16 protein-coding genes are annotated in these 17,521 nt (G+C 69.7%); 9 read left to right on the forward strand and 7 right to left on the reverse strand.

Features of this window, described 5'->3' with window-relative positions; all coding sequences use genetic code 11:
- Positions 1 to 9: 9 nt before the first annotated feature.
- On the reverse strand, positions 10 to 354 hold the full coding sequence (locus BLT97_RS04565) for an SCO4225 family membrane protein (RefSeq protein WP_093607313.1): 345 nt from the start codon (positions 352 to 354) through the stop codon (positions 10 to 12).
- An 85-nt stretch (positions 355 to 439) separates the two neighbouring features.
- Positions 440 to 1,021 carry a HEAT repeat domain-containing protein gene (locus BLT97_RS04570; RefSeq protein ID WP_093607766.1) on the reverse strand — a complete coding sequence of 194 codons (582 nt, stop codon included), beginning with the start codon at positions 1,019 to 1,021 and terminating at the stop codon, positions 440 to 442.
- A 479-nt stretch (positions 1,022 to 1,500) separates the two neighbouring features.
- On the opposite strand from BLT97_RS04570, the gene BLT97_RS04575 reads away from it, so the two are divergent.
- The 9 genes from BLT97_RS04575 to pssA all read left to right on the forward strand — a co-directional run bounded on the left by BLT97_RS04575 (position 1,501) and on the right by pssA (position 12,422).
- The gene (locus BLT97_RS04575) at positions 1,501 to 3,300 is read left to right on the forward strand and encodes a 3-hydroxyacyl-CoA dehydrogenase family protein (RefSeq protein ID WP_093607314.1); all 1,800 of its coding nucleotides are present in this window, start codon (positions 1,501 to 1,503) and stop codon (positions 3,298 to 3,300) included.
- Positions 3,301 to 3,391: 91 nt separating this feature from the next.
- Positions 3,392 to 4,201: a TetR family transcriptional regulator gene (locus BLT97_RS04580; protein WP_218137282.1), complete on the forward strand. Its 810-nt coding sequence runs from the start codon at positions 3,392 to 3,394 to the stop codon at positions 4,199 to 4,201.
- Between the two features lie 443 nt (positions 4,202 to 4,644).
- The gene (gene ccrA / locus BLT97_RS04585) at positions 4,645 to 5,982 is read left to right on the forward strand and encodes a crotonyl-CoA carboxylase/reductase (RefSeq protein WP_093607315.1); all 1,338 of its coding nucleotides are present in this window, start codon (positions 4,645 to 4,647) and stop codon (positions 5,980 to 5,982) included.
- Between the two features lie 74 nt (positions 5,983 to 6,056).
- Positions 6,057 to 8,072: a protein meaA gene (locus BLT97_RS04590; protein WP_245769178.1), complete on the forward strand. Its 2,016-nt coding sequence runs from the start codon at positions 6,057 to 6,059 to the stop codon at positions 8,070 to 8,072.
- Positions 8,069 to 9,034, forward strand: a complete 966-nt coding sequence (locus BLT97_RS04595; RefSeq protein ID WP_093607317.1) for an HpcH/HpaI aldolase/citrate lyase family protein — start codon at positions 8,069 to 8,071, stop codon at positions 9,032 to 9,034. The genes BLT97_RS04590 and BLT97_RS04595 overlap by 4 nt, the downstream gene beginning before the upstream one ends.
- Before the next feature lie 6 nt (positions 9,035 to 9,040).
- Positions 9,041 to 9,550, forward strand: coding sequence for a MaoC family dehydratase (locus BLT97_RS04600; RefSeq protein WP_093607318.1), 510 nt, complete (start codon positions 9,041 to 9,043; stop codon positions 9,548 to 9,550).
- Positions 9,551 to 9,552: 2 nt separating this feature from the next.
- Positions 9,553 to 10,758 carry an acyl-CoA dehydrogenase family protein gene (locus BLT97_RS04605; RefSeq protein ID WP_093607319.1) on the forward strand — a complete coding sequence of 402 codons (1,206 nt, stop codon included), beginning with the start codon at positions 9,553 to 9,555 and terminating at the stop codon, positions 10,756 to 10,758.
- 169 nt (positions 10,759 to 10,927) lie between these two features.
- Complete coding sequence (locus BLT97_RS04610; protein WP_093607320.1) at positions 10,928 to 11,584, forward strand: phosphatidylserine decarboxylase; 657 nt, start codon at positions 10,928 to 10,930, stop codon at positions 11,582 to 11,584.
- Positions 11,585 to 11,639: 55 nt separating this feature from the next.
- Complete coding sequence (gene pssA, locus BLT97_RS04615) at positions 11,640 to 12,422, forward strand: CDP-diacylglycerol--serine O-phosphatidyltransferase (protein ID WP_093607321.1); 783 nt, start codon at positions 11,640 to 11,642, stop codon at positions 12,420 to 12,422.
- 113 nt (positions 12,423 to 12,535) lie between these two features.
- On the opposite strand, the gene BLT97_RS04620 is transcribed toward pssA, so the two are convergent.
- Genes BLT97_RS04620 through BLT97_RS04640 form a run of 5 tightly spaced genes read right to left on the reverse strand, consistent with a single transcriptional unit; the run spans position 12,536 to position 17,432 of the window.
- Positions 12,536 to 13,813, reverse strand: coding sequence for an ABC transporter substrate-binding protein (locus BLT97_RS04620; protein ID WP_093607322.1), 1,278 nt, complete (start codon positions 13,811 to 13,813; stop codon positions 12,536 to 12,538).
- Positions 13,810 to 14,937 (reverse strand): branched-chain amino acid ABC transporter permease, encoded by a 1,128-nt coding sequence (locus BLT97_RS04625; protein WP_093607323.1) that lies wholly within the window; start codon positions 14,935 to 14,937, stop codon positions 13,810 to 13,812. Before BLT97_RS04625 ends, BLT97_RS04620 begins: the two co-directional genes overlap by 4 nt.
- Positions 14,930 to 15,820, reverse strand: a complete 891-nt coding sequence (locus BLT97_RS04630; RefSeq protein WP_093607324.1) for a branched-chain amino acid ABC transporter permease — start codon at positions 15,818 to 15,820, stop codon at positions 14,930 to 14,932. Before BLT97_RS04630 ends, BLT97_RS04625 begins: the two co-directional genes overlap by 8 nt.
- On the reverse strand, positions 15,820 to 16,641 hold the full coding sequence (locus tag BLT97_RS04635) for an ABC transporter ATP-binding protein (protein WP_093607325.1): 822 nt from the start codon (positions 16,639 to 16,641) through the stop codon (positions 15,820 to 15,822). The genes BLT97_RS04630 and BLT97_RS04635 overlap by 1 nt, the downstream gene beginning before the upstream one ends.
- Entirely contained in the window at positions 16,623 to 17,432 is an 810-nt protein-coding gene (locus BLT97_RS04640) for an ABC transporter ATP-binding protein (RefSeq protein ID WP_093607326.1), read from the reverse strand. The genes BLT97_RS04635 and BLT97_RS04640 overlap by 19 nt, the downstream gene beginning before the upstream one ends.
- Between the last annotated feature and the right edge of the window lie 89 nt (positions 17,433 to 17,521).

Here is a 17,521-nt window from a genome sequence, read left to right on the forward strand (position 1 = left end):
GATCGTTCGCTACGTCCGACGGCTCGGCTGATCCTCGGCCGGTTCCCTGGTCGACCACAGCCGGCCCATCGCCGCCGACTGCAGCAGGAAGCTGAGGACGGCGGTGGTGTGGAAGAGCCAGCCCGTGGGGGCGGGCCCTCCGTACACGACGTCCTCCAGGGGAACGTAGAGGAGCAGCGTCGGCAGCAGCGGGAGCAGGGCCGCCCAGTAGCCGGGGACGAAGCCCTCGGCATCCGCGACGGTCCCTTCGTAGACCGCGCCGGCCAGGGCGCACGCGGCGATCAGGCCGAGGTAGCCCAAGGACAGCGGGTTGGTGACGGTGAGCCGGATCAGCCGCCGCAGCAGAGACTTCATCGCTCCCCCAAGTCCCGTACGGACAGGGCCAGTACAGCAGCGGACACGGCCCGCCGTCACGGCGTGCGGTGCGACAGTGGCCGGATCAGGGCGTGGTCATCCGCGCCAGGGATGCCGTGGCCGCCGCGGCGAGCCGTGGATGGGCGCGGGCCGCCGTGAGGGCCGGGACCGCGCGCGAGTCGGCGAGCGCGCCCAGGCCTTCGACGCAGGCCAGCGCCACACGCCAGTACGGGTCGGTGGGTGAGGCGAGGCGGCGTTCGAGGACCGTGATGAGGGCGGGTGCCGACTCGGGCGCCCGCAGCTCGGTGAGCAGCCGCACCGGGTGGAGTGCGTAGGCGACGCGGAGTTCGTTGGTGGCGAGGGCCGCGGCGGCGCGGGCCGTGCGGGGGTCGCCGAGGCGTGCGAGCGCGTGGGCGGCGGCCGAACAGCGCTCGGGGTCACGGTGGTTGAGCAGCAGCACCAGGGGCTCGAAGGCGCGCCCGTCGCCCTCCCGGCCCAGCCGGAGCGCGGCGAATTCACGGGCCCACAGGGGGCGTTGGGGCTCGGTGAGCACGCGGGCGAGGGCGTCCGGATCCTTGCTCGCGCGCAGCCGTTCGAAGGTGACCGCGCCCTCCTCACCCGCCTCGCGCCGTAAACGCTCTGTCACTGATCGCCACGCTTCGTCCATGACGGCCACCCTAGCGAGGGGACTTCCGCGCGCCCGCGAGACCCCGGCGCCGTGAGGCAGACCACAAACTCCGGGGGCTGGCGCGCTCGTTACCCGCCGGTTAAGCTCAGACGAGCGGGGCACACCCCGTAGAGATACTCCCGTCGGCCTGGTGACGCAGCCGGCGAGAGCTTGTCGGTTCGGTACATCGTTCGCGACGCGGCCCCGGGACAGGGCCCGTCGGAATTCACCGGCCCTGCGCCTCGGCGCGCGGGCCGGATCACCGGCTCCGTGTTGTGCGCACGGAACGGACTTCACCGGTCGCGCCGCAGCGCGCGGACCGGACTTCACCGGCCCCCGTTTCGCGCGGACCTGATCTCACCGGCCCCGCCTTCGCGCGGCCGGCCGGACACACGACACAACTCCCGTACGCCGTAGGCCTGTCGGCGACCGTGCGTGCGCCCCTCCTCAGTCGTCACTCTCCCTCCCTGGAGTCCTCGATGGACCGTCCCGACCGTCCCGAACAGAATCTGCGCACCATCGCCGTCATCGGCCTGGGCACGATGGGCACCGGCATCGCCGAGGTGCTCGCCCGCGCCGGCCGCGAGGTCATCGGCATCGACATCAGCGAGGCCCAGGCCGTGCAGGCCGTCTCCGCCCTCGAGTCCTCCACCGCACGCGCCGTGCAGCGCGAGCGGCTGACGCAGGAGCAGCGGGCCGGACTCCTGGCCCGCTTCCGGACGTTCACCGAGCTGGCCGCCGCGGCCGAGGCCGACCTGGTCATCGAGGTGATCCCCGAGTCGTACGAGCAGAAGAGCCGGCTCTTCCGCGAACTGGACGCGGTCGTGCGCCCGGACACCATCCTCGCCACCGGCACCAACGCGCTGTCGGTGACCCGCCTGGCCGCCGAGTCCAGCCGGCCCGAGCGGGTGCTCGGCCTGCACTTCTTCAACCCGGCCCCCGCGATGAAGCTGGTCGAGGTGGTCTCCTCCGTCCTGACCGACCCGAAGGCGGTGGACGCGGTCATCTCGCTCGCCCACGACCTCGGCAAGGAGCCGGTGTCGGTCGGCGACCGCCCCGGGTTCGTCGCGGACGGGCTGCTCTTCGGCTACCTCAACCAGGCGGCCGCGATGTACGAGGCGAAGTACGCCAGCCGCGAGGACATCGACGCCGCGATGAAGCTCGGCTGCGGTCTGCCGATGGGCCCGCTCGCGCTGCTCGACCTGATCGGCATCGACACCGCGCGCACCGTCCTCGACGCGATGTACTCCGAGTCCCACGACCGGCTGCACGCACCGGCCCCCATCCTCAAGCAGCTCAGCGAGGCCGGTCTGACCGGCCGCAAGGCGGGCCGCGGCTTCTACACGTACGCCGCCCCGGGCAGCACCGAGGTCGTGCGCGACGCGCTGACCCCGCTGGAGGACGCGCAGCTCGCCGCGGGCCGCGAGGTGCGCAGCGTGGGCGTGGCGGGCTCGGGGACGATGGCCTCCGGGATCGCCGAAGTGTTCGCCAAGGCCGGGTACGCCGTGGTGCTCGCCGCCCGCAGCCAGGAGAAGGCGGAGACCGCCAAGTCCCGTATCGCCAAGTCGCTTTCGCGCTCCGTCGACAAGGGCCGGATGACCGCCGAGGCGCGGGACGAGACCCTCGCCCGGATCACGCCCGCGGGCTCGTACGACTCCTTCGCCGAGGTCGACCTCGCGGTCGAGGCAGTCGCCGAGGACCTGGAGATCAAGCAGCAGCTGTTCGCCACGCTCGACAAGGTCTGCAAGCCGGGCGCGGTGCTCGCCACCACCACCTCCTCGCTGCCCGTCGTCGCCTGCGCCCGCGCCACCTCGCGCCCGCAGGACGTGATCGGCATGCACTTCTTCAACCCGGCCCCGGCCATGAAGCTGGTCGAGGTGGTGCGCACGGTCCTCACCGCGGACGACGTGCACGCCACGGTGCGCGAGGTCTGCGCGAAGATCCGCAAGCACCCGGTGGACTGCGGGGACCGCGCCGGCTTCATCGTGAACGCGCTGCTGTTCCCGTACCTCAACAACGCGATCAAGATGGTCCAGGAGCACTACGCGAGCCTCGACGACATCGACGCCGCGATGAAGCTCGGCGGCGGCTACCCGATGGGGCCCTTCGAGCTGCTCGACGTGGTCGGCCTCGACGTCTCGCTGGCGATCGAGCAGGTCCTGCACCGCGAGTTCCGCGACCCGGGTCTGGCTCCGGCGCCGCTCCTGGAGCACCTCGTGGCCGCGGGCTGCCTCGGCCGCAAGACCGGTCGCGGCTTCCGCGAATATGCCAGGCGCTGAGACCGCACAGGACTGGGGAGGGCTGCTCGATCCGGCGGCCGGCCCTCCCTCCGCGGCGCAGCACCCCGAGGCCATGCAGTACGTTCGGTCCATGCCCAATGCCGCCAACACGCCCAGAACCACCTCCGCGTCCGACGCACCGGAAAGTGCCGCGGGCAGTCGCGCCGCCGCCCAACGGCTGAAAATGCGCAGGGAGCTGGCGGCCGCGGCGATGGAGCTGTTCGCGGCCAAGGGGTACGAGGCCACGACCGTCGACGAGATCGCGGCGCGCGCCGGAGTCGCGCGCCGCACCTTCTTCCGCCACTTCCGCTCCAAGGAAGAGGCGATCTTCCCCGACCACGACGACACCCTGATCCGCGCGGAAGCGGTGCTCAATGCGGCTCCCCCGCACGAGAACCCGCTCGACACGGTGTGCCGCGGCATCAAGGAAGTCATGAAGATGTACGCGGCCTCGCCGGCCGTCTCCGTGGAGCGCTACCGGCTCACCCGCGAGGTGCCCACGCTGCGCGAGCGCGAGATCGCCTCGGTGGCCCGCTACGAGCGGCTGTTCACGCGCTATCTGCTCGGCCACTTCGACGAGCAGGCCCACCACGACGGCGACGACGACCCGCTGCTCGCCGAGGTGGCGGCTTCCGCGGTCGTGACCGCGCACAACCATGTCCTGCGGCGCTGGCTGCGCGCCGGCGGCCAGGGCGACCTGGAGGGCCAGCTCGACCACGCCTTCGCGATCGTCCGCCGCACGTTCGGCACGGGCATCCTCGCGGGCCGGGCCCCCTCGACCTCGGCGCCCGTGGCCTCCGCACGGACCGAGGGCGAGGTCCTGGTGACGGTGGCGCGCACGGACGCCCCGCTGGACGAGGTCATGCGCACCATCGAGCGAGCGCTGCGCCCGCAGGCCTGACCCGCAAGGCCCCGAATACTCGCAAGTAACGTACGCCACATTCACCGGACGGCCGCCCCTGAAAAGGGGTGGCCGTTCTTGCATTTCCGCAGGTCAGAGGGTGTTTGCTCGTCGAATTTGATCGATCATCGCTCATCTGAATCCACCTGGTGACACCTGAGAGAAAATGTTGGCACTCGGTGTCTTGCCGCTTGGCACGCCGTGCCATAACTTGAAATCAGTCCGGGCGGCCGGCGCGCAGAGAACCCTCGTGCGCCGGCTGTCCCCTCAGGGCTCCGCAAGGCTCCTGAGCGCCCGGACGCCTGCGTCACAGGCACCTCCTGCGCACACAACGCGCCGCCATACCACCGCACTTGGCAGTCTCCGCCGAACCGACGGCACCACCCCAGCAGTTCCTCAACGCACCCTCACCCCGACGTACCGCTTTCGCCGGAGGCAACACCGTGAAGGAAATCCTGGACGCGATCCAGTCGCCGGACTCCACCCCCGCCGACTTCGCCGCGCTGCGCATCCCCGAGTCCTACCGCGCGATCACCGTGCACAAGGACGAGGCCGACATGTTCGCCGGTCTCGAGACCCGCGAGAAGGACCCGCGCAAGTCGCTGCACCTCGACGAGGTCGCGGTGCCCGAACTCGGCCCGGGCGAGGCCCTGGTGGCCGTCATGGCCAGCTCCGTGAACTACAACTCCGTGTGGACGTCGATCTTCGAGCCGCTCTCCACCTTCAACTTCCTGGAGCGCTACGGCCGCACCAACGAGCTGGCGAAGCGGCACGACCTGCCGTACCACGTCATCGGCTCCGACCTCGCGGGCGTCGTCCTGCGCACCGGCCCCGGCGTCAACGCCTGGAAGCCGGGCGACGAGGTCGTCGCGCACTGCCTCTCCGTGGAGCTGGAGTCCAGCGACGGCCACAACGACACCATGCTCGACCCCGAGCAGCGCATCTGGGGCTTCGAGACCAACTTCGGCGGCCTCGCCGAGATCGCGCTCGTCAAGTCCAACCAGCTGATGCCGAAGCCGGACCACCTGAGCTGGGAGGAGGCCGCCGCTCCCGGTCTGGTCAACTCCACCGCGTACCGCCAGCTCGTCTCGCGCAACGGCGCCGGCATGAAGCAGGGCGACAACGTGCTGATCTGGGGCGCGAGCGGCGGACTCGGCTCGTACGCCACGCAGTTCGCACTGGCCGGCGGCGCCAACCCGATCTGCGTGGTCTCCAGCGACCAGAAGGCGGAGATCTGCCGGAAGATGGGCGCCGAGGCGATCATCGACCGCAACGCCGAGGGCTACAAGTTCTGGAAGGACGAGCAGACCCAGGACCCGCGGGAGTGGAAGCGGTTCGGCAAGCGGATCCGCGAGCTCACCGGCGGCGAGGACATCGACATCGTCTTCGAGCACCCGGGCCGCGAGACCTTCGGCGCCTCCGTGTACGTCACGCGCAAGGGCGGCACCATCACCACCTGCGCCTCCACCTCGGGCTACATGCACGAGTACGACAACCGCTACCTGTGGATGTCCCTGAAGCGCATCATCGGCTCGCACTTCGCCAACTACCGCGAGGCGTGGGAGGCCAACCGCCTGATCGCCAAGGGCAAGATCCACCCGACGCTCTCCAAGACGTACTCCCTGGAGGAGACCGGGCAGGCCGCGTACGACGTGCACCGCAACCTGCACCAGGGCAAGGTCGGCGTGCTCGCGCTCGCGCCCGAGGAGGGCCTCGGCGTGCGGAACGAGGAGATGCGCGCCAAGCACATCGACGCCATCAACCGCTTCCGGAACGTCTGATGACTCCCCCTCAGGAACCCCAGACACCGCGGGAGCCCACGCAGCGGCCGCGGCAGAAGGACCGTCCGTGGCTGATGCGGACGTACGCGGGCCACTCCACGGCCGAGGCCTCCAACGCCCTGTACCGCCGCAACCTCGCCAAGGGCCAGACGGGTCTGTCGGTCGCCTTCGACCTGCCGACCCAGACCGGCTACGACCCGGACCACATCCTGGCCCGCGGCGAGGTCGGCCGGGTGGGCGTCCCGGTCTCGCACCTCGGCGACATGCGCCGGCTGTTCCAGGACATCCCGCTGGAGCACATGAACACCTCGATGACCATCAACGCCACGGCCATGTGGCTCCTGGCCCTCTACCAGGTGGTCGCCGAGGAACAGGGCGCGGACATCGCCCAGTTGCAGGGCACGACGCAGAACGACATCGTCAAGGAGTACCTGTCGCGGGGCACGCACGTCTTCCCGCCGGGACCCTCGCTCCGCCTGACGACCGACATGATCGCCTACACGGTGTCCCACATTCCCAAGTGGAACCCGATCAACATCTGCAGCTACCACCTCCAGGAGGCGGGGGCCACACCGGTCCAGGAGATCGCGTACGCGATGTCCACCGCCATCGCCGTTCTCGATGCCGTACGCGACGCAGGGCAGGTCCCCGAGGAGAAGTTCGGGGATGTCGTCGCCCGCATCTCCTTCTTTGTGAACGCGGGAGTCCGCTTCATCGAGGAGATGTGCAAGATGCGGGCGTTCGGGCGGATCTGGGACCAGATCACGCGCGAGCGGTACGGCATCGAGAACGCCAAGCAGCGGCGCTTCCGTTACGGGGTCCAGGTCAACTCCCTGGGCCTCACGGAAGCCCAGCCGGAGAACAACGTCCAGCGGATCGTCCTGGAGATGCTGGCCGTCACGCTCTCCAAGGACGCCCGCGCCCGCGCCGTACAACTCCCGGCCTGGAACGAGGCGTTGGGACTGCCGCGGCCGTGGGACCAGCAGTGGTCGCTCCGTATCCAGCAGGTCCTCGCGCACGAGAGCGACCTGCTCGAATACGAGGACATCTTCGCGGGCTCGCACGTCGTCGAGAAGAAGGTCGACGAGCTGGTCGCGGAGTCCCTCGCGGAGATCGACCGGATCCAGGAGATGGGCGGCGCGATGGCGGCCGTCGAGTCCGGCTACCTCAAGTCGCAGCTGGTCGCCTCGCACGCCGAGCGGCGGGCCCGGATCGAGGCCGGCGAGGAGAAGATCGTCGGGGTCAACATCTACGAGACCACCGAGCCCAACCCGCTCACCGCCGACCTGGACACCGCGATCATGACCGTGGACCACGCCGTCGAGGCGAAGGTCGTGCGGGCGATCGGCGAGTGGCGCACCACCCGTGAGGAGTCCAGCGACCGCCAGGGCCTGGGCGACCCGTTCCACTACCCGACCACCCGGCAGGCGATCGAACGCCTCAAGGAGGCCGCGGCGGGCACGGAGAACCTCATGGAGGCCACGCTGGAGTGCGTGCGCGCCGGGGTCACCACCGGCGAGTGGGCGGGGGCGCTGCGCGAGGTGTTCGGCGAATTCCGTGCCCCCACGGGCGTCTCCTCCGCCCCGGTCGCGGTCACCGCGGAGGAGGGCTCCCCTCTCGCCCTCGTCCGCGAGAAGGTGCGCCGCTCCGGCGAGGAGCTCGGCGGCAAGCTGCGGCTCCTGGTCGGCAAGCCGGGCCTCGACGGGCACTCCAACGGCGCCGAGCAGATCGCCGTACGGGCCCGTGACGCCGGCTTCGAGGTGGTCTACCAGGGCATCCGACTCACGCCCGAGCAGATCGTCTCGGCCGCGCTCGCCGAGGACGTGCACTGCGTCGGTCTGTCGATCCTGTCGGGCTCGCACGCCGAGCTGGTGCCGGATGTGCTCGCCCGGCTCCGCGAGGCGGGGGCGGCCGACCTGCCCGTCATCGTCGGAGGCATCATTCCGAGCGCCGACGCCGCGCAGTTGAAGGCGGCCGGAGTGGCCGCCGTCTTCACCCCGAAGGACTTCGGTATCACGGAGATCATCGGCCGTATCGTCGACGAGATCCGGCAAGCGAACCAGCTCGACCCTCTGGAGGTCCCCGCATGACCAGCCCCGTGAACCGGCTTCGCCCGCGTCGCTCCTGCCTCGCGGTGCCGGGAAGCAACCCCCGCTTCCTGGAGAAGGCCCAGGGCCTCCCCGCCGACCAGGTCTTCCTGGACCTGGAGGACGCCTGTGCGCCGCTGGCCAAGCCCGAGGCGCGGCACACCATCGTGAAGTTCCTCAACGAGGGCGACTGGACCGGCAAGACGCGCGTGGTGCGGGTCAACGACTGGACCACCGAGTGGACGTACCGCGACGTCGTGACCGTCGTCGAGGGCGCGGGCCAGAACCTCGACTGCATCATGCTGCCGAAGGTCCAGACGGCCGAGCAGGTCGTGTCCCTGGACCTGCTGCTCACGCAGATCGAGAAGACCATGGGCTTCGAAGTCGGGAAGATCGGCATCGAGGCGCAGATCGAGAACGCGAAGGGCCTCAACAACGTCAACGCGATCGCCGAGGCCTCCCCGCGCCTGGAGACGATCATCTTCGGCCCGGCCGACTTCATGGCCTCGATCAACATGAAGTCCCTGGTCGTGGGCGAGCAGCCGCCCGGCTACGACGCGGACGCGTACCACTACATCCTGATGAAGATCCTGATGGCGGCCCGCGCCAACGACCTCCAGGCGATCGACGGCCCCTACCTCCAGATCCGCAACGTGGAGGGCTACCGCGCGGTCGCCCAGCGCGCCGCCGCTCTCGGCTTCGACGGCAAGTGGGTGCTGCACCCGGGCCAGGTCGAGGCCTCGAACGAGATCTTCTCGCCCTCGCAGGAGGACTTCGACCACGCCGAGCTGATCCTGGACGCGTACGAGTACTACACGTCCGAGGCGGGCGGCAAGAAGGGCTCGGCGATGCTCGGCGACGAGATGATCGACGAGGCCAGCCGGAAGATGGCGCTTGTCATCTCCGGCAAGGGACGTGCGGCCGGCATGCAGCGCACGTCGAAGTTCGAGGCCCCGGAGGCGTAAGACACCATGCAGTTCGGCCGCACCTACGAAGAGTTCGAGATCGGCGCCGTCTACAAGCACTGGCCCGGCAAGACGGTCACCGAGTACGACGACCACCTCTTCTGTCTGCTCACCATGAACCACCACCCCCTCCACATGGACACGAACTATGCGGAGAAGACGACCGACTTCGGCAAGAACGTCGTCGTGGGCAACTACATCTACTCGCTGCTCCTCGGCATGAGCGTCCCGGACGTGTCCGGAAAGGCCATCGCCAACCTGGAGATCGAGTCCCTGCGCCACGTGGCGCCGACCTTCCACGGCGACACGATCTACGGCGAGACGACCGTCCTCGACAAGACCCCGTCGAAGTCCAAGAACGACCGCGGGATCGTCTACGTGGAGACGAAGGGCTACAAGCAGGACGGCACCCTCGTCTGCGTCTTCCGCCGCAAGGTCATGGTCCCCACCGAGACGTACATCAAGGAGCGCGGCGGCGAGCAGCCGGGCCGCCCGGAGCTGCAGGAGAAGAACTAGCCATGAGCCGCCTCGCCCAGACCCACGGTCTCACCGAGATACAGCAGGAAATCCTGTCCACCGTACGGGACTTCGTGGACAAAGAGATCATTCCGGTCGCCACCGAGCTCGAGCACCGCGACGAGTACCCGCAGGACATCGTCGACGGGCTCAAGGAGTTGGGCCTGTTCGGCCTGATGATCCCCGAGGAGTACGGGGGCCTGGGCGAGTCGCTGCTCACGTACGCGCTCTGCGTGGAGGAGATCGCGCGCGGCTGGATGTCCGTGTCCGGGATCATCAACACGCACTTCATCGTGGCGTACATGCTCAAGCAGCACGGCACGCAGGAGCAGAAGGACTACTTCCTGCCGCGGATGGCGGCCGGCGAGGTGCGGGGCGCGTTCTCGATGTCGGAGCCCGGGCTCGGCTCCGATGTGTCGGCGATCACATCGAAGGCGGTCAAGGAGGGCGACGAATACGTCCTGAACGGCCAGAAGATGTGGCTGACCAACGGCGGAACGTCAACTTTGGTCGCCGTTCTCGTACGAAGTGACGAAGGACACCCCGAGGGCACCGCCGCCCACAAGTCGATGACCACCTTCCTGATCGAGAAGGAGCCGGGATTCGGCGAGGTCCGACCGGGTCTGACCATTCCCGGCAAGATCGACAAGATGGGTTACAAGGGGGTCGACACCACCGAACTCATCATGCAGGACCTGCGAATTCCGGCCAATCGCGTCCTGGGCGGCGAGACCGGCCGAGGTTTTTACCAAATGATGGACGGGGTCGAGGTCGGGCGCGTGAACGTCGCAGCGCGTGGCTGCGGTGTCGCTCAGCGTGCCTTCGAGCTCGGCGTCTCGTACGCGCAGCAGCGCCACACCTTCGGCAAGCCCATCGCCCAGCACCAGGCCATCCAGTTCAAGCTGGCCGAAATGGCGACCAAGGTGGAGGCGGCCCATGCGATGATGGTGAATGCAGCACGCAAAAAGGACAGCGGGGAGCGAAACGACCTCGAAGCAGGGATGGCGAAGTACCTCGCCTCCGAGTACTGCAAGGAGGTCGTGGAGGACGCGTTCCGTATCCATGGCGGCTACGGATTCTCCAAGGAGTACGAGATCGAGCGTCTCTACCGCGAGGCCCCGATGCTGCTGATCGGTGAAGGTACCGCCGAGATCCAGAAAATGATCATTGGTCGGAGGCTGCTCGAGGAATATCGAGTTCAGGGCTGAACGTCCGGAATGGGGCGATAAGTCAAGGACGAAGATCACACCCTGTGAGCACTCTTCGGACTCCGACTCGGCTTCCTGGCTTGCCCAGTTGCGGTGCGCAACCGCTACCATCCCGGGAAAGCCGCCGTCCCCCGTCACAGCGCGGCATCATCCGCTACGAAGGTCATCCATGCCCCACAGCCAGAACTCTGCACCAAGCGACAGCCGCCGTGGCGTACGCCTTGCTCGCGGAGCGTCGCCGTGGCTTCTGCCGACCGTCGCCACCGCAGCTCTCAGCCTCGCCCGTGCGCGCCGCTCCGGCGCCGCGAAGGCCGTCGCCGTGCCCGCCACCGCCCTGGCGGCGGGCATGCTGTGGTTCTTCCGCGACCCCGAGCGCGAGATCGCCCAGGGCCGGGTCATCTCCCCGGCCGACGGCGTGGTGCAGAGCATCATGCCGTGGAAGGACGGGCGCACCCGCGTCGCCATCTTCATGAGCCCGCTGAACGTGCACGTCAACCGTGCGCCCCTCGCGGGCACGGTGACGTCGGTCGAGCACATCCCCGGTGGGTTCGTCCCGGCGTTCAACAAGGAGAGCGAGAACAACGAGCGCGTTGTCTGGCACTTCGACACCGAGCTCGGCGACATCGAAATGGTCCAGATCGCGGGAGCGGTCGCCCGCCGCATCGTTCCTTACGTGCCCCAGGGCACCAAGGTCGAGCAGGGCGAGCGCATCGGTCTGATCCGCTTCGGCTCGCGCGTCGACATCTACCTGCCCGAGGGCATCGAGGTGGACGTCGAGGTCGGGCAGAAGACCGTGGCTGGGGTGACTCGCATTGACCGTGGTTGATCCTGACACACAGGCCGGCTGGGTTCCCGAGGCGGAGGAGGACGACGAGGAGGAAATGCCTCTGTCGCTCCGCCTCTCAATAGCGGACACCCTGACCCTCGGGAACGCGACCTGCGGGTTCATGGCGGTGTACTTCACCACCACCGGCATCCTCATCCCCCACTTCACGGGCAGTGAAGAGGTGGGCATGGCGCGGCACAGCGCGGCCACGGCCGTGATCCTGATGCTGTGCGCCGCGGTCTTCGACCTGTTCGACGGCCTCGTCGCGCGCAAGCTGCGCTCCTCGCCGATGGGCGCCGAGCTGGACAACCTCTCGGACCTGATCAGCTTCGGGCTCGCGCCGGCGTACTTCGTGCTCGTGTACGGCATGGTGACCGACGGTGCCCACCAGAAGGTGGCCGCGGTCGGGGCGATCGTGGTGCTGCTGGCGGTGGTGCTGCGGCTTGCGAGATTCTCGTGCGTCACCGTGAAGGACGGCACCTTCCAGGGCATGCCCTCGCCGTTCGGTGCGCTGACCGTGGTCTCGATCGTGCTGCTCGAGCTGCCCTTCATCGCGACGCTGCTCGCGGTGGCCGGTACGGCGTGGCTGATGGTCTCGCGGGTCGAGTACCCGAAGCCGCGGGGGCGCCTCGCGGTCGCGATGCTGTCGTGGATCGTGCTCAGCATGGGTCTGCTCGCCGCGTGGGCCTTCGACGCCCCCGGCGGTCAGCTGCTGCTGCAGACGGGCTGTGCGCTGCAGCTGGTGCTCGGTGCGGTGATCCCGCTGTTCGCCACCGCTCGGCGGGTGAACAACTTCCGGGACAACCGGCGGGAGGCTCGGGCGGCGCAGCTGCCGTAGGGCTTGCTCGTACGTGACGAAGGGCCCCGAACCGTTTCGGTTCGGGGCCCTTCGCGTGCTTGGGCGGCTGGTGCGGGTGGATCAGTGCCGTCCGGCAGGGTGCGGATGAGCGGCTACCTCTTGAAGGACTTCGCGGCGTCGGAGATCTCGGCCTCGCGGACCACCGACGAGCCGCCCTTCGCCGCCTTGTCCGGCTTGATGATCACGCTTTCCAGGGACGAGGGCGCGCTCGGGTCGGTGAAGTCGTGGACGCCGAAGCCGGCGTTCCAGTCCTTGATGCCGAGCAGCGCCTTGTCCACGCCCTCACGCGTCAGGTCCTTGGCCTCACAGGCCCGCTTGAGCGCCTCGCCGAAGGTCTCGGCGGCCGTCCAGCCGGCGACCACGCCGTTGTCCAGCGAGTCCTTCGGGTAGGCCGCCGCGTAGTCCGCGGCGAGCTTGCTCGGGCCCTCGGCGTCGTCGCCGATGGGCAGCGACGGGGTGGAGATGTAGTACATCTTCTCCAGGGCGGGCGCGGCCTGGGTGCCGAGCAGCTGCGGGGCGTACGCGGAGTTGTTGCCGATGATCGGCACCGTGAGACCCGTGGCCGCCGCGACACCGACCAGCGAGGCCGCCTGGCGCGGGCCCGCGCTGATCACGATCGCCTTGACGCCGGCCTTCTTCAGGGCGGCGACCTGGGCGGTCATGTCGTTGTCCGTGGGCTTGATCTTCTGCTCGACGACGGTCAGGCCGTTCTGCTCCGCCATGTACTTCGAGCCCGCGAGCGCGTTCTCGCCGTAGTCGCCCTCGAAGTACACATGGCCGAGCTTGTCGCCCTTCTTGAGGCCCTTCTCCTTCATCAGGAAGTCGATCGCATTGATCGTCTCGATGTCGTACGTGGAGCCGAGGACGCGGATGTACTCGCTGCCGAGCAGGGACGCCGACCAGGCCTGCGGCAGGACCAGGGCCTTGTCCGTGGTGATGCGCTGCTTGACGGCCGCGACGAAGGGCGAGCCGATGAACTGGGCGAAGCCGAGCACGTCCGGTTCCAGCTCCGAGTAGCCCGCGACGGCCTTCTGCGGGTCATAACCGTGGTCCCTGACCACCAGCTCCAGTTTGCGACCACAAATGCCGCCTTCGGCATTCGCCTGCTTCACGTAGAGCTGCTGGGCCTGGGTGACGCTCTTGCCGAGCGTGGCGTACACGCCCGTCATGTCGGTCAGCACACCGAGCTTGATGGTCTTGTCGGTGACGCCCACATCGGTCTTGACGCCGCCGGCGCCCGCCTTGCCGCTGTCCTTGTCCTTCGCCTTGGAGCTGCAGCCCGCGGCTCCCGCGATCGCCAGGAGGGCCGCCAGCGCGGCGGCCGTGGCCTTGTGCGGCCTGCGGCTCCTGTGTGCACGTGGTGTTGTCATCGGTCGTTCCCTTCGGTGCCTGAGGGTTGGGCGGAGCTTGCTTTCGGGCGCCGGGCGGCGAGGCGGACGAGCCCGCCCGGCAGGAAGAGCACGACGGCCACGAGCGCGGCGCCGTAGAGGTACTTCGCGGCCTCGCCCGGGCTGACCCCGCCGGTGCCGGCCTCGGAGACGAGCGGCAGGGAGTCGCTGTAGCGGGTGAGGATCTGGGGCAGCAGCGAGACGAACACCGCGCCCACGACGGCGCCCGAGACCGAGCCGAGACCGCCGATCACGATCATGGCGAGGTACTCGAGCGAGAGGACCATGCCGAAGTACTCGGGCACGGTGCGCTGGAAGACCAGGGCCAGCAGGACGCCCGCGAGGCCCGCGTACATGGAGGAGAGCACGAAGACGGCGGCGCGGTAGCGGGCCACGGGGACGCCCATGACGCCCGCGGCGATCTGGTGGTCGCGGATGGCGTTCATCGCGCGTCCCGGCCGGCCGCGCAGCACCCCGCGGGCGAACAGGCCGCCGGCCAGGAGCAGGACGAGGCCGAGGTACCAGAGCTTCTCGGCGGTGCCGAAGGGCACGGCGGCGACGAGCAGCTCGCTGTCGTCGAAGGTGAGGCCGAAGATGCTGAACGGGGGCACGTCCCGGCCGTTGAAGCCGCCCGTCAGGTCGTGGGCGTTGAAGAGCACGTGCTGGCCGATGAAGATCAGCGCGAGGGTGGCGATGCCCAGGTAGGCGCCGCGCAGCCGGCCCGCGATGGGGCTGAACACGCCGCCCGCGACGCCCGCGAGCCCCACGGCGAGCACGGCCGCGAGCCAGGTCGGCAGGCCGAGCCCGGTCAGGCCGTCGGCGCCGTCCCCGGCGAAGGCGCAGTAGCCGTACGCGCCCACGGCGAGGAAGAAGGCGTGGCCCATGGAGAGCTGGCCGGTGGCTCCGGTGAGGAGGTTGAGGCCGATCGCGCCGATCGCGGCGGCCATCGCGAACAGGCCCGCCTGGAGCCAGAACCGCTCCAGGTAGAACGGCAGGACGAGGAGGAGCACGAACCCCGCGAGCCACACGTAGACGCGCGGGCCCGGCAGTTTGCGGGTGCGGGGTGTGGCCGCCTCGGGTGCCGGCTTGGTGAGGACGTCAGACACGGGCGAGCTCCTTCGTACCGAACAGGCCTGCGGGGCGGACGAGGAGGATCGCGACCATCACGAGGTAGGGCGCGAGCTCGCCGAGCCCGCGGCCGAGGAAGGTGAGGTCGCTCTGGTAGCCGGTGGCGAGCGACTCGGTGATGCCGACGACGAGGCCGCCGACCAGCGCGCCGGTGGTGGAGTCGAGGCCGCCGAGGATGGCCGCGGGGAAGGCCTTCAGGGCGGCCAGCGAGGTGGCCCGTTCGAGGCCCGGCGTCGGGAAGACGGTCAGGAAGAGTGCGGCGACGGCCGCGAGTCCGCCCGCGACGGCCCAGGCGCCGAGCGAGACCCGGCCCAGGCGGATGCCCATGAGGGCGGCCGTCTCGGCGTTCTCGGCTGCGGCGCGCATCGCCACGCCCCAGGAGGTGTAGCGGAAGGCGAGCAGGAACGCGGTGATGAGCAGTCCGGCCGCGAGGAAGGCGGCGATACGGGTGTGCGCGATCGTGAGCGGCCCGATCTCCAGGACCGCGTCCCCCCAGGGGTCGCCCACCGCGAGCACGTCGGTGCCGATGCGCCGGGTCAGATCGGTGACCAGCAGGATGTCCACGCCGATGGTCGCGATGGCGAGGACGCTGTGGTCGTGGCCGCGGTAGCGGCGCATCACCAGGAACTCGATCGCGGCGCCGACCAGGGCCGCGCCCGCGATGCCCACGAGCAGCGCGGGCCAGAAGCCGATGTCGTCGTGCAGGACGGCGGTGACGTAGCCGCCGGCCAGCAGGAGCGAGGCGTGGGCGAAGTTGACCACCTCGGTTGCCTTGAAGATCACCACGAAGCCGAGGGCGATCAGGGCGTAGACGGAGCCCATCGAGACGCCGTTGAGGAGGAGTTCGACGAAGGTGGACATCAGGCGGACTCCTCGCTCTGGCCGAGGTAGGCGCGTACCACTGCCGGATCGTTCTGTACGGCGGCGGGTGTGCCGTCGGCGATGCGCTTGCCGAAGTCGAGGACGGTCACCGAGTCGGCGAGCCGCATGACCATGCCCATGTCGTGCTCCACGAGGACGATCGAGATTCCGAGGCTGTCGCGTACACCCGCGATCACGGCCGCCGTGCGCCGGCGTTCGTCGGCGGTCATGCCGGCCACCGGCTCGTCGAGGAGCAGCAGCCGGGGTTCCATGCAGAGGGCGCGGGCGAGTTCGGCGAGTTTCTGCAAGCCGTACGGGAGCGAGCCCGCGGGCTTGGCGAGGTGCTCCTCGATGCCGACGAACGCGGCGATCTCGCGCACCCGTTCGCGGTGCCGGGCCTCCTCCCGTACGGCCTGCGGCAGCCGCAGCCCGGCGGCCACGAAGCCGGTGCGGGTGAGGCGGTGGCGGCCGAGCAGGAGGGAGTCGGCGACCGTGGCGCGCGGGGGCAGGGCGAGGTTCTGGAAGGTGCGCGCGATGCCGCGGGCGGCGATGCGGTGCGGGGGTTCGCCGGTGAGTTCGTGCGCGCCGAAGCGGACGCTGCCCGAGGTGGCGCGGTAGACGCCCGACAGGACGTTGAAGCAGGTGGACTTGCCGGCGCCGTTGGGTCCGATGACGGCGTGCACGGTGCCGGGGGCCACGGTGAAGTCCACCGCGTCCAGGGCGGTGAGGCCCGCGAACTTGACGGTGAGGGCGCGGACTTCGAGCGCGGGCACGTCCTGGGCGGTGGCGGCTGCGGTGTCGCTCACGGGGTGTCCTCCCATCGCGTGAGGACCGGATGCTCGGCGGTGGCGCGGCCGGCGTCCGCGGCGGCGTCCTCGTCGACCACGCCGAGGTAGCGGCGGCGGACCTCGTCGGAGGCGGCGAGGGTGTCGGCGTTGCCGGAGAGGGTCACCTCGCCGACTTCGAGGACGTACGCGGTCTCGGCCAGCTTCAGGGCGAGCGCGGCGTTCTGCTCCACCAACAGGACCGACACACCTTGGGAGTTGATCTCCCGGATGGTGTCGGCGATCCGGGCCGCCATCAGCGGGGCGAGACCGAGCGACGGCTCGTCGAGGAGCAGCAGCCGGGGTCCCGCCATCAGGGCGCGGCCCACGGCGAGCATCTGTTGCTCGCCGCCGGACAGCAGCCCCGCCCGCTGGTGGGCGCGTTCGGCGAGGACGGGGAAGAGCTCGTGGACGCGGCGCAGTGCGGCGGCCTTCGCGGCGCGGTCGCCGCGTGCGCCGAGGGCTCCGGCGCGCAGGTTGTCCTCCACCGTCATCCGCGCGAACACCTGCCGCCCTTCGGGCACTTGGCAGATCCCCTCGCCGACCACGCGGTCGGCTCCGGTGCCGTGCAGCGGCTTCCCGTCGAAGTGCACGGTGCCGGTGGCGGAGCCGCCGTGGAAGGCGAGGGTGCGGGAAATGGCGCGCAGGAGCGTCGACTTGCCGGCGCCGTTGCCGCCGAGCACCGTGACACACGCGCCCTCGGGCACGTCGAGCGAGACCGAGCGCAGGGCGCGCACGGGTCCGTAGGACGCCGACAGGTCGCGCACAGTGAGTGCGGCACCTTGCATGGCTCCCCTTTCGAAGGCGGGGCCCGTCCGCGGGGGCGGGCCGGCGCGGGGTGGGATGGCACAGAATCAGCACCGACCGGTCGGTACGT

The sequence above is a fragment of the Streptomyces indicus genome (assembly GCF_900100315.1).
GTDB classification, from domain to species: domain Bacteria; phylum Actinomycetota; class Actinomycetes; order Streptomycetales; family Streptomycetaceae; genus Streptomyces; species Streptomyces indicus.

Bases quoted from the DNA above. Each gene is read 5' to 3' on its own strand.
- pssA (WP_093607321.1), top strand. From the start codon at position 11,640: ATGCCTCTGTCGCTCCGCCTCTCAATAGCGGACACCCTGACCCTCGGG.
- BLT97_RS04590 (WP_245769178.1), top strand. From the start codon at position 6,057: ATGCGGACGTACGCGGGCCACTCCACGGCCGAGGCCTCCAACGCCCTG.
- BLT97_RS04570 (WP_093607766.1), bottom strand. From the start codon at position 1,021: ATGGACGAAGCGTGGCGATCAGTGACAGAGCGTTTACGGCGCGAGGCG.
- BLT97_RS04600 (WP_093607318.1), top strand. From the start codon at position 9,041: ATGCAGTTCGGCCGCACCTACGAAGAGTTCGAGATCGGCGCCGTCTAC.
- BLT97_RS04605 (WP_093607319.1), top strand. From the start codon at position 9,553: ATGAGCCGCCTCGCCCAGACCCACGGTCTCACCGAGATACAGCAGGAA.
- BLT97_RS04635 (WP_093607325.1), bottom strand. From the start codon at position 16,641: ATGGGAGGACACCCCGTGAGCGACACCGCAGCCGCCACCGCCCAGGAC.
- BLT97_RS04620 (WP_093607322.1), bottom strand. From the start codon at position 13,813: ATGACAACACCACGTGCACACAGGAGCCGCAGGCCGCACAAGGCCACG.
- BLT97_RS04575 (WP_093607314.1), top strand. From the start codon at position 1,501: ATGGACCGTCCCGACCGTCCCGAACAGAATCTGCGCACCATCGCCGTC.
- BLT97_RS04565 (WP_093607313.1), bottom strand. From the start codon at position 354: ATGAAGTCTCTGCTGCGGCGGCTGATCCGGCTCACCGTCACCAACCCG.
- BLT97_RS04640 (WP_093607326.1), bottom strand. From the start codon at position 17,432: ATGCAAGGTGCCGCACTCACTGTGCGCGACCTGTCGGCGTCCTACGGA.
- BLT97_RS04595 (WP_093607317.1), top strand. From the start codon at position 8,069: ATGACCAGCCCCGTGAACCGGCTTCGCCCGCGTCGCTCCTGCCTCGCG.
- BLT97_RS04580 (WP_218137282.1), top strand. From the start codon at position 3,392: ATGCCCAATGCCGCCAACACGCCCAGAACCACCTCCGCGTCCGACGCA.
- BLT97_RS04630 (WP_093607324.1), bottom strand. From the start codon at position 15,820: ATGTCCACCTTCGTCGAACTCCTCCTCAACGGCGTCTCGATGGGCTCC.
- BLT97_RS04610 (WP_093607320.1), top strand. From the start codon at position 10,928: ATGCCCCACAGCCAGAACTCTGCACCAAGCGACAGCCGCCGTGGCGTA.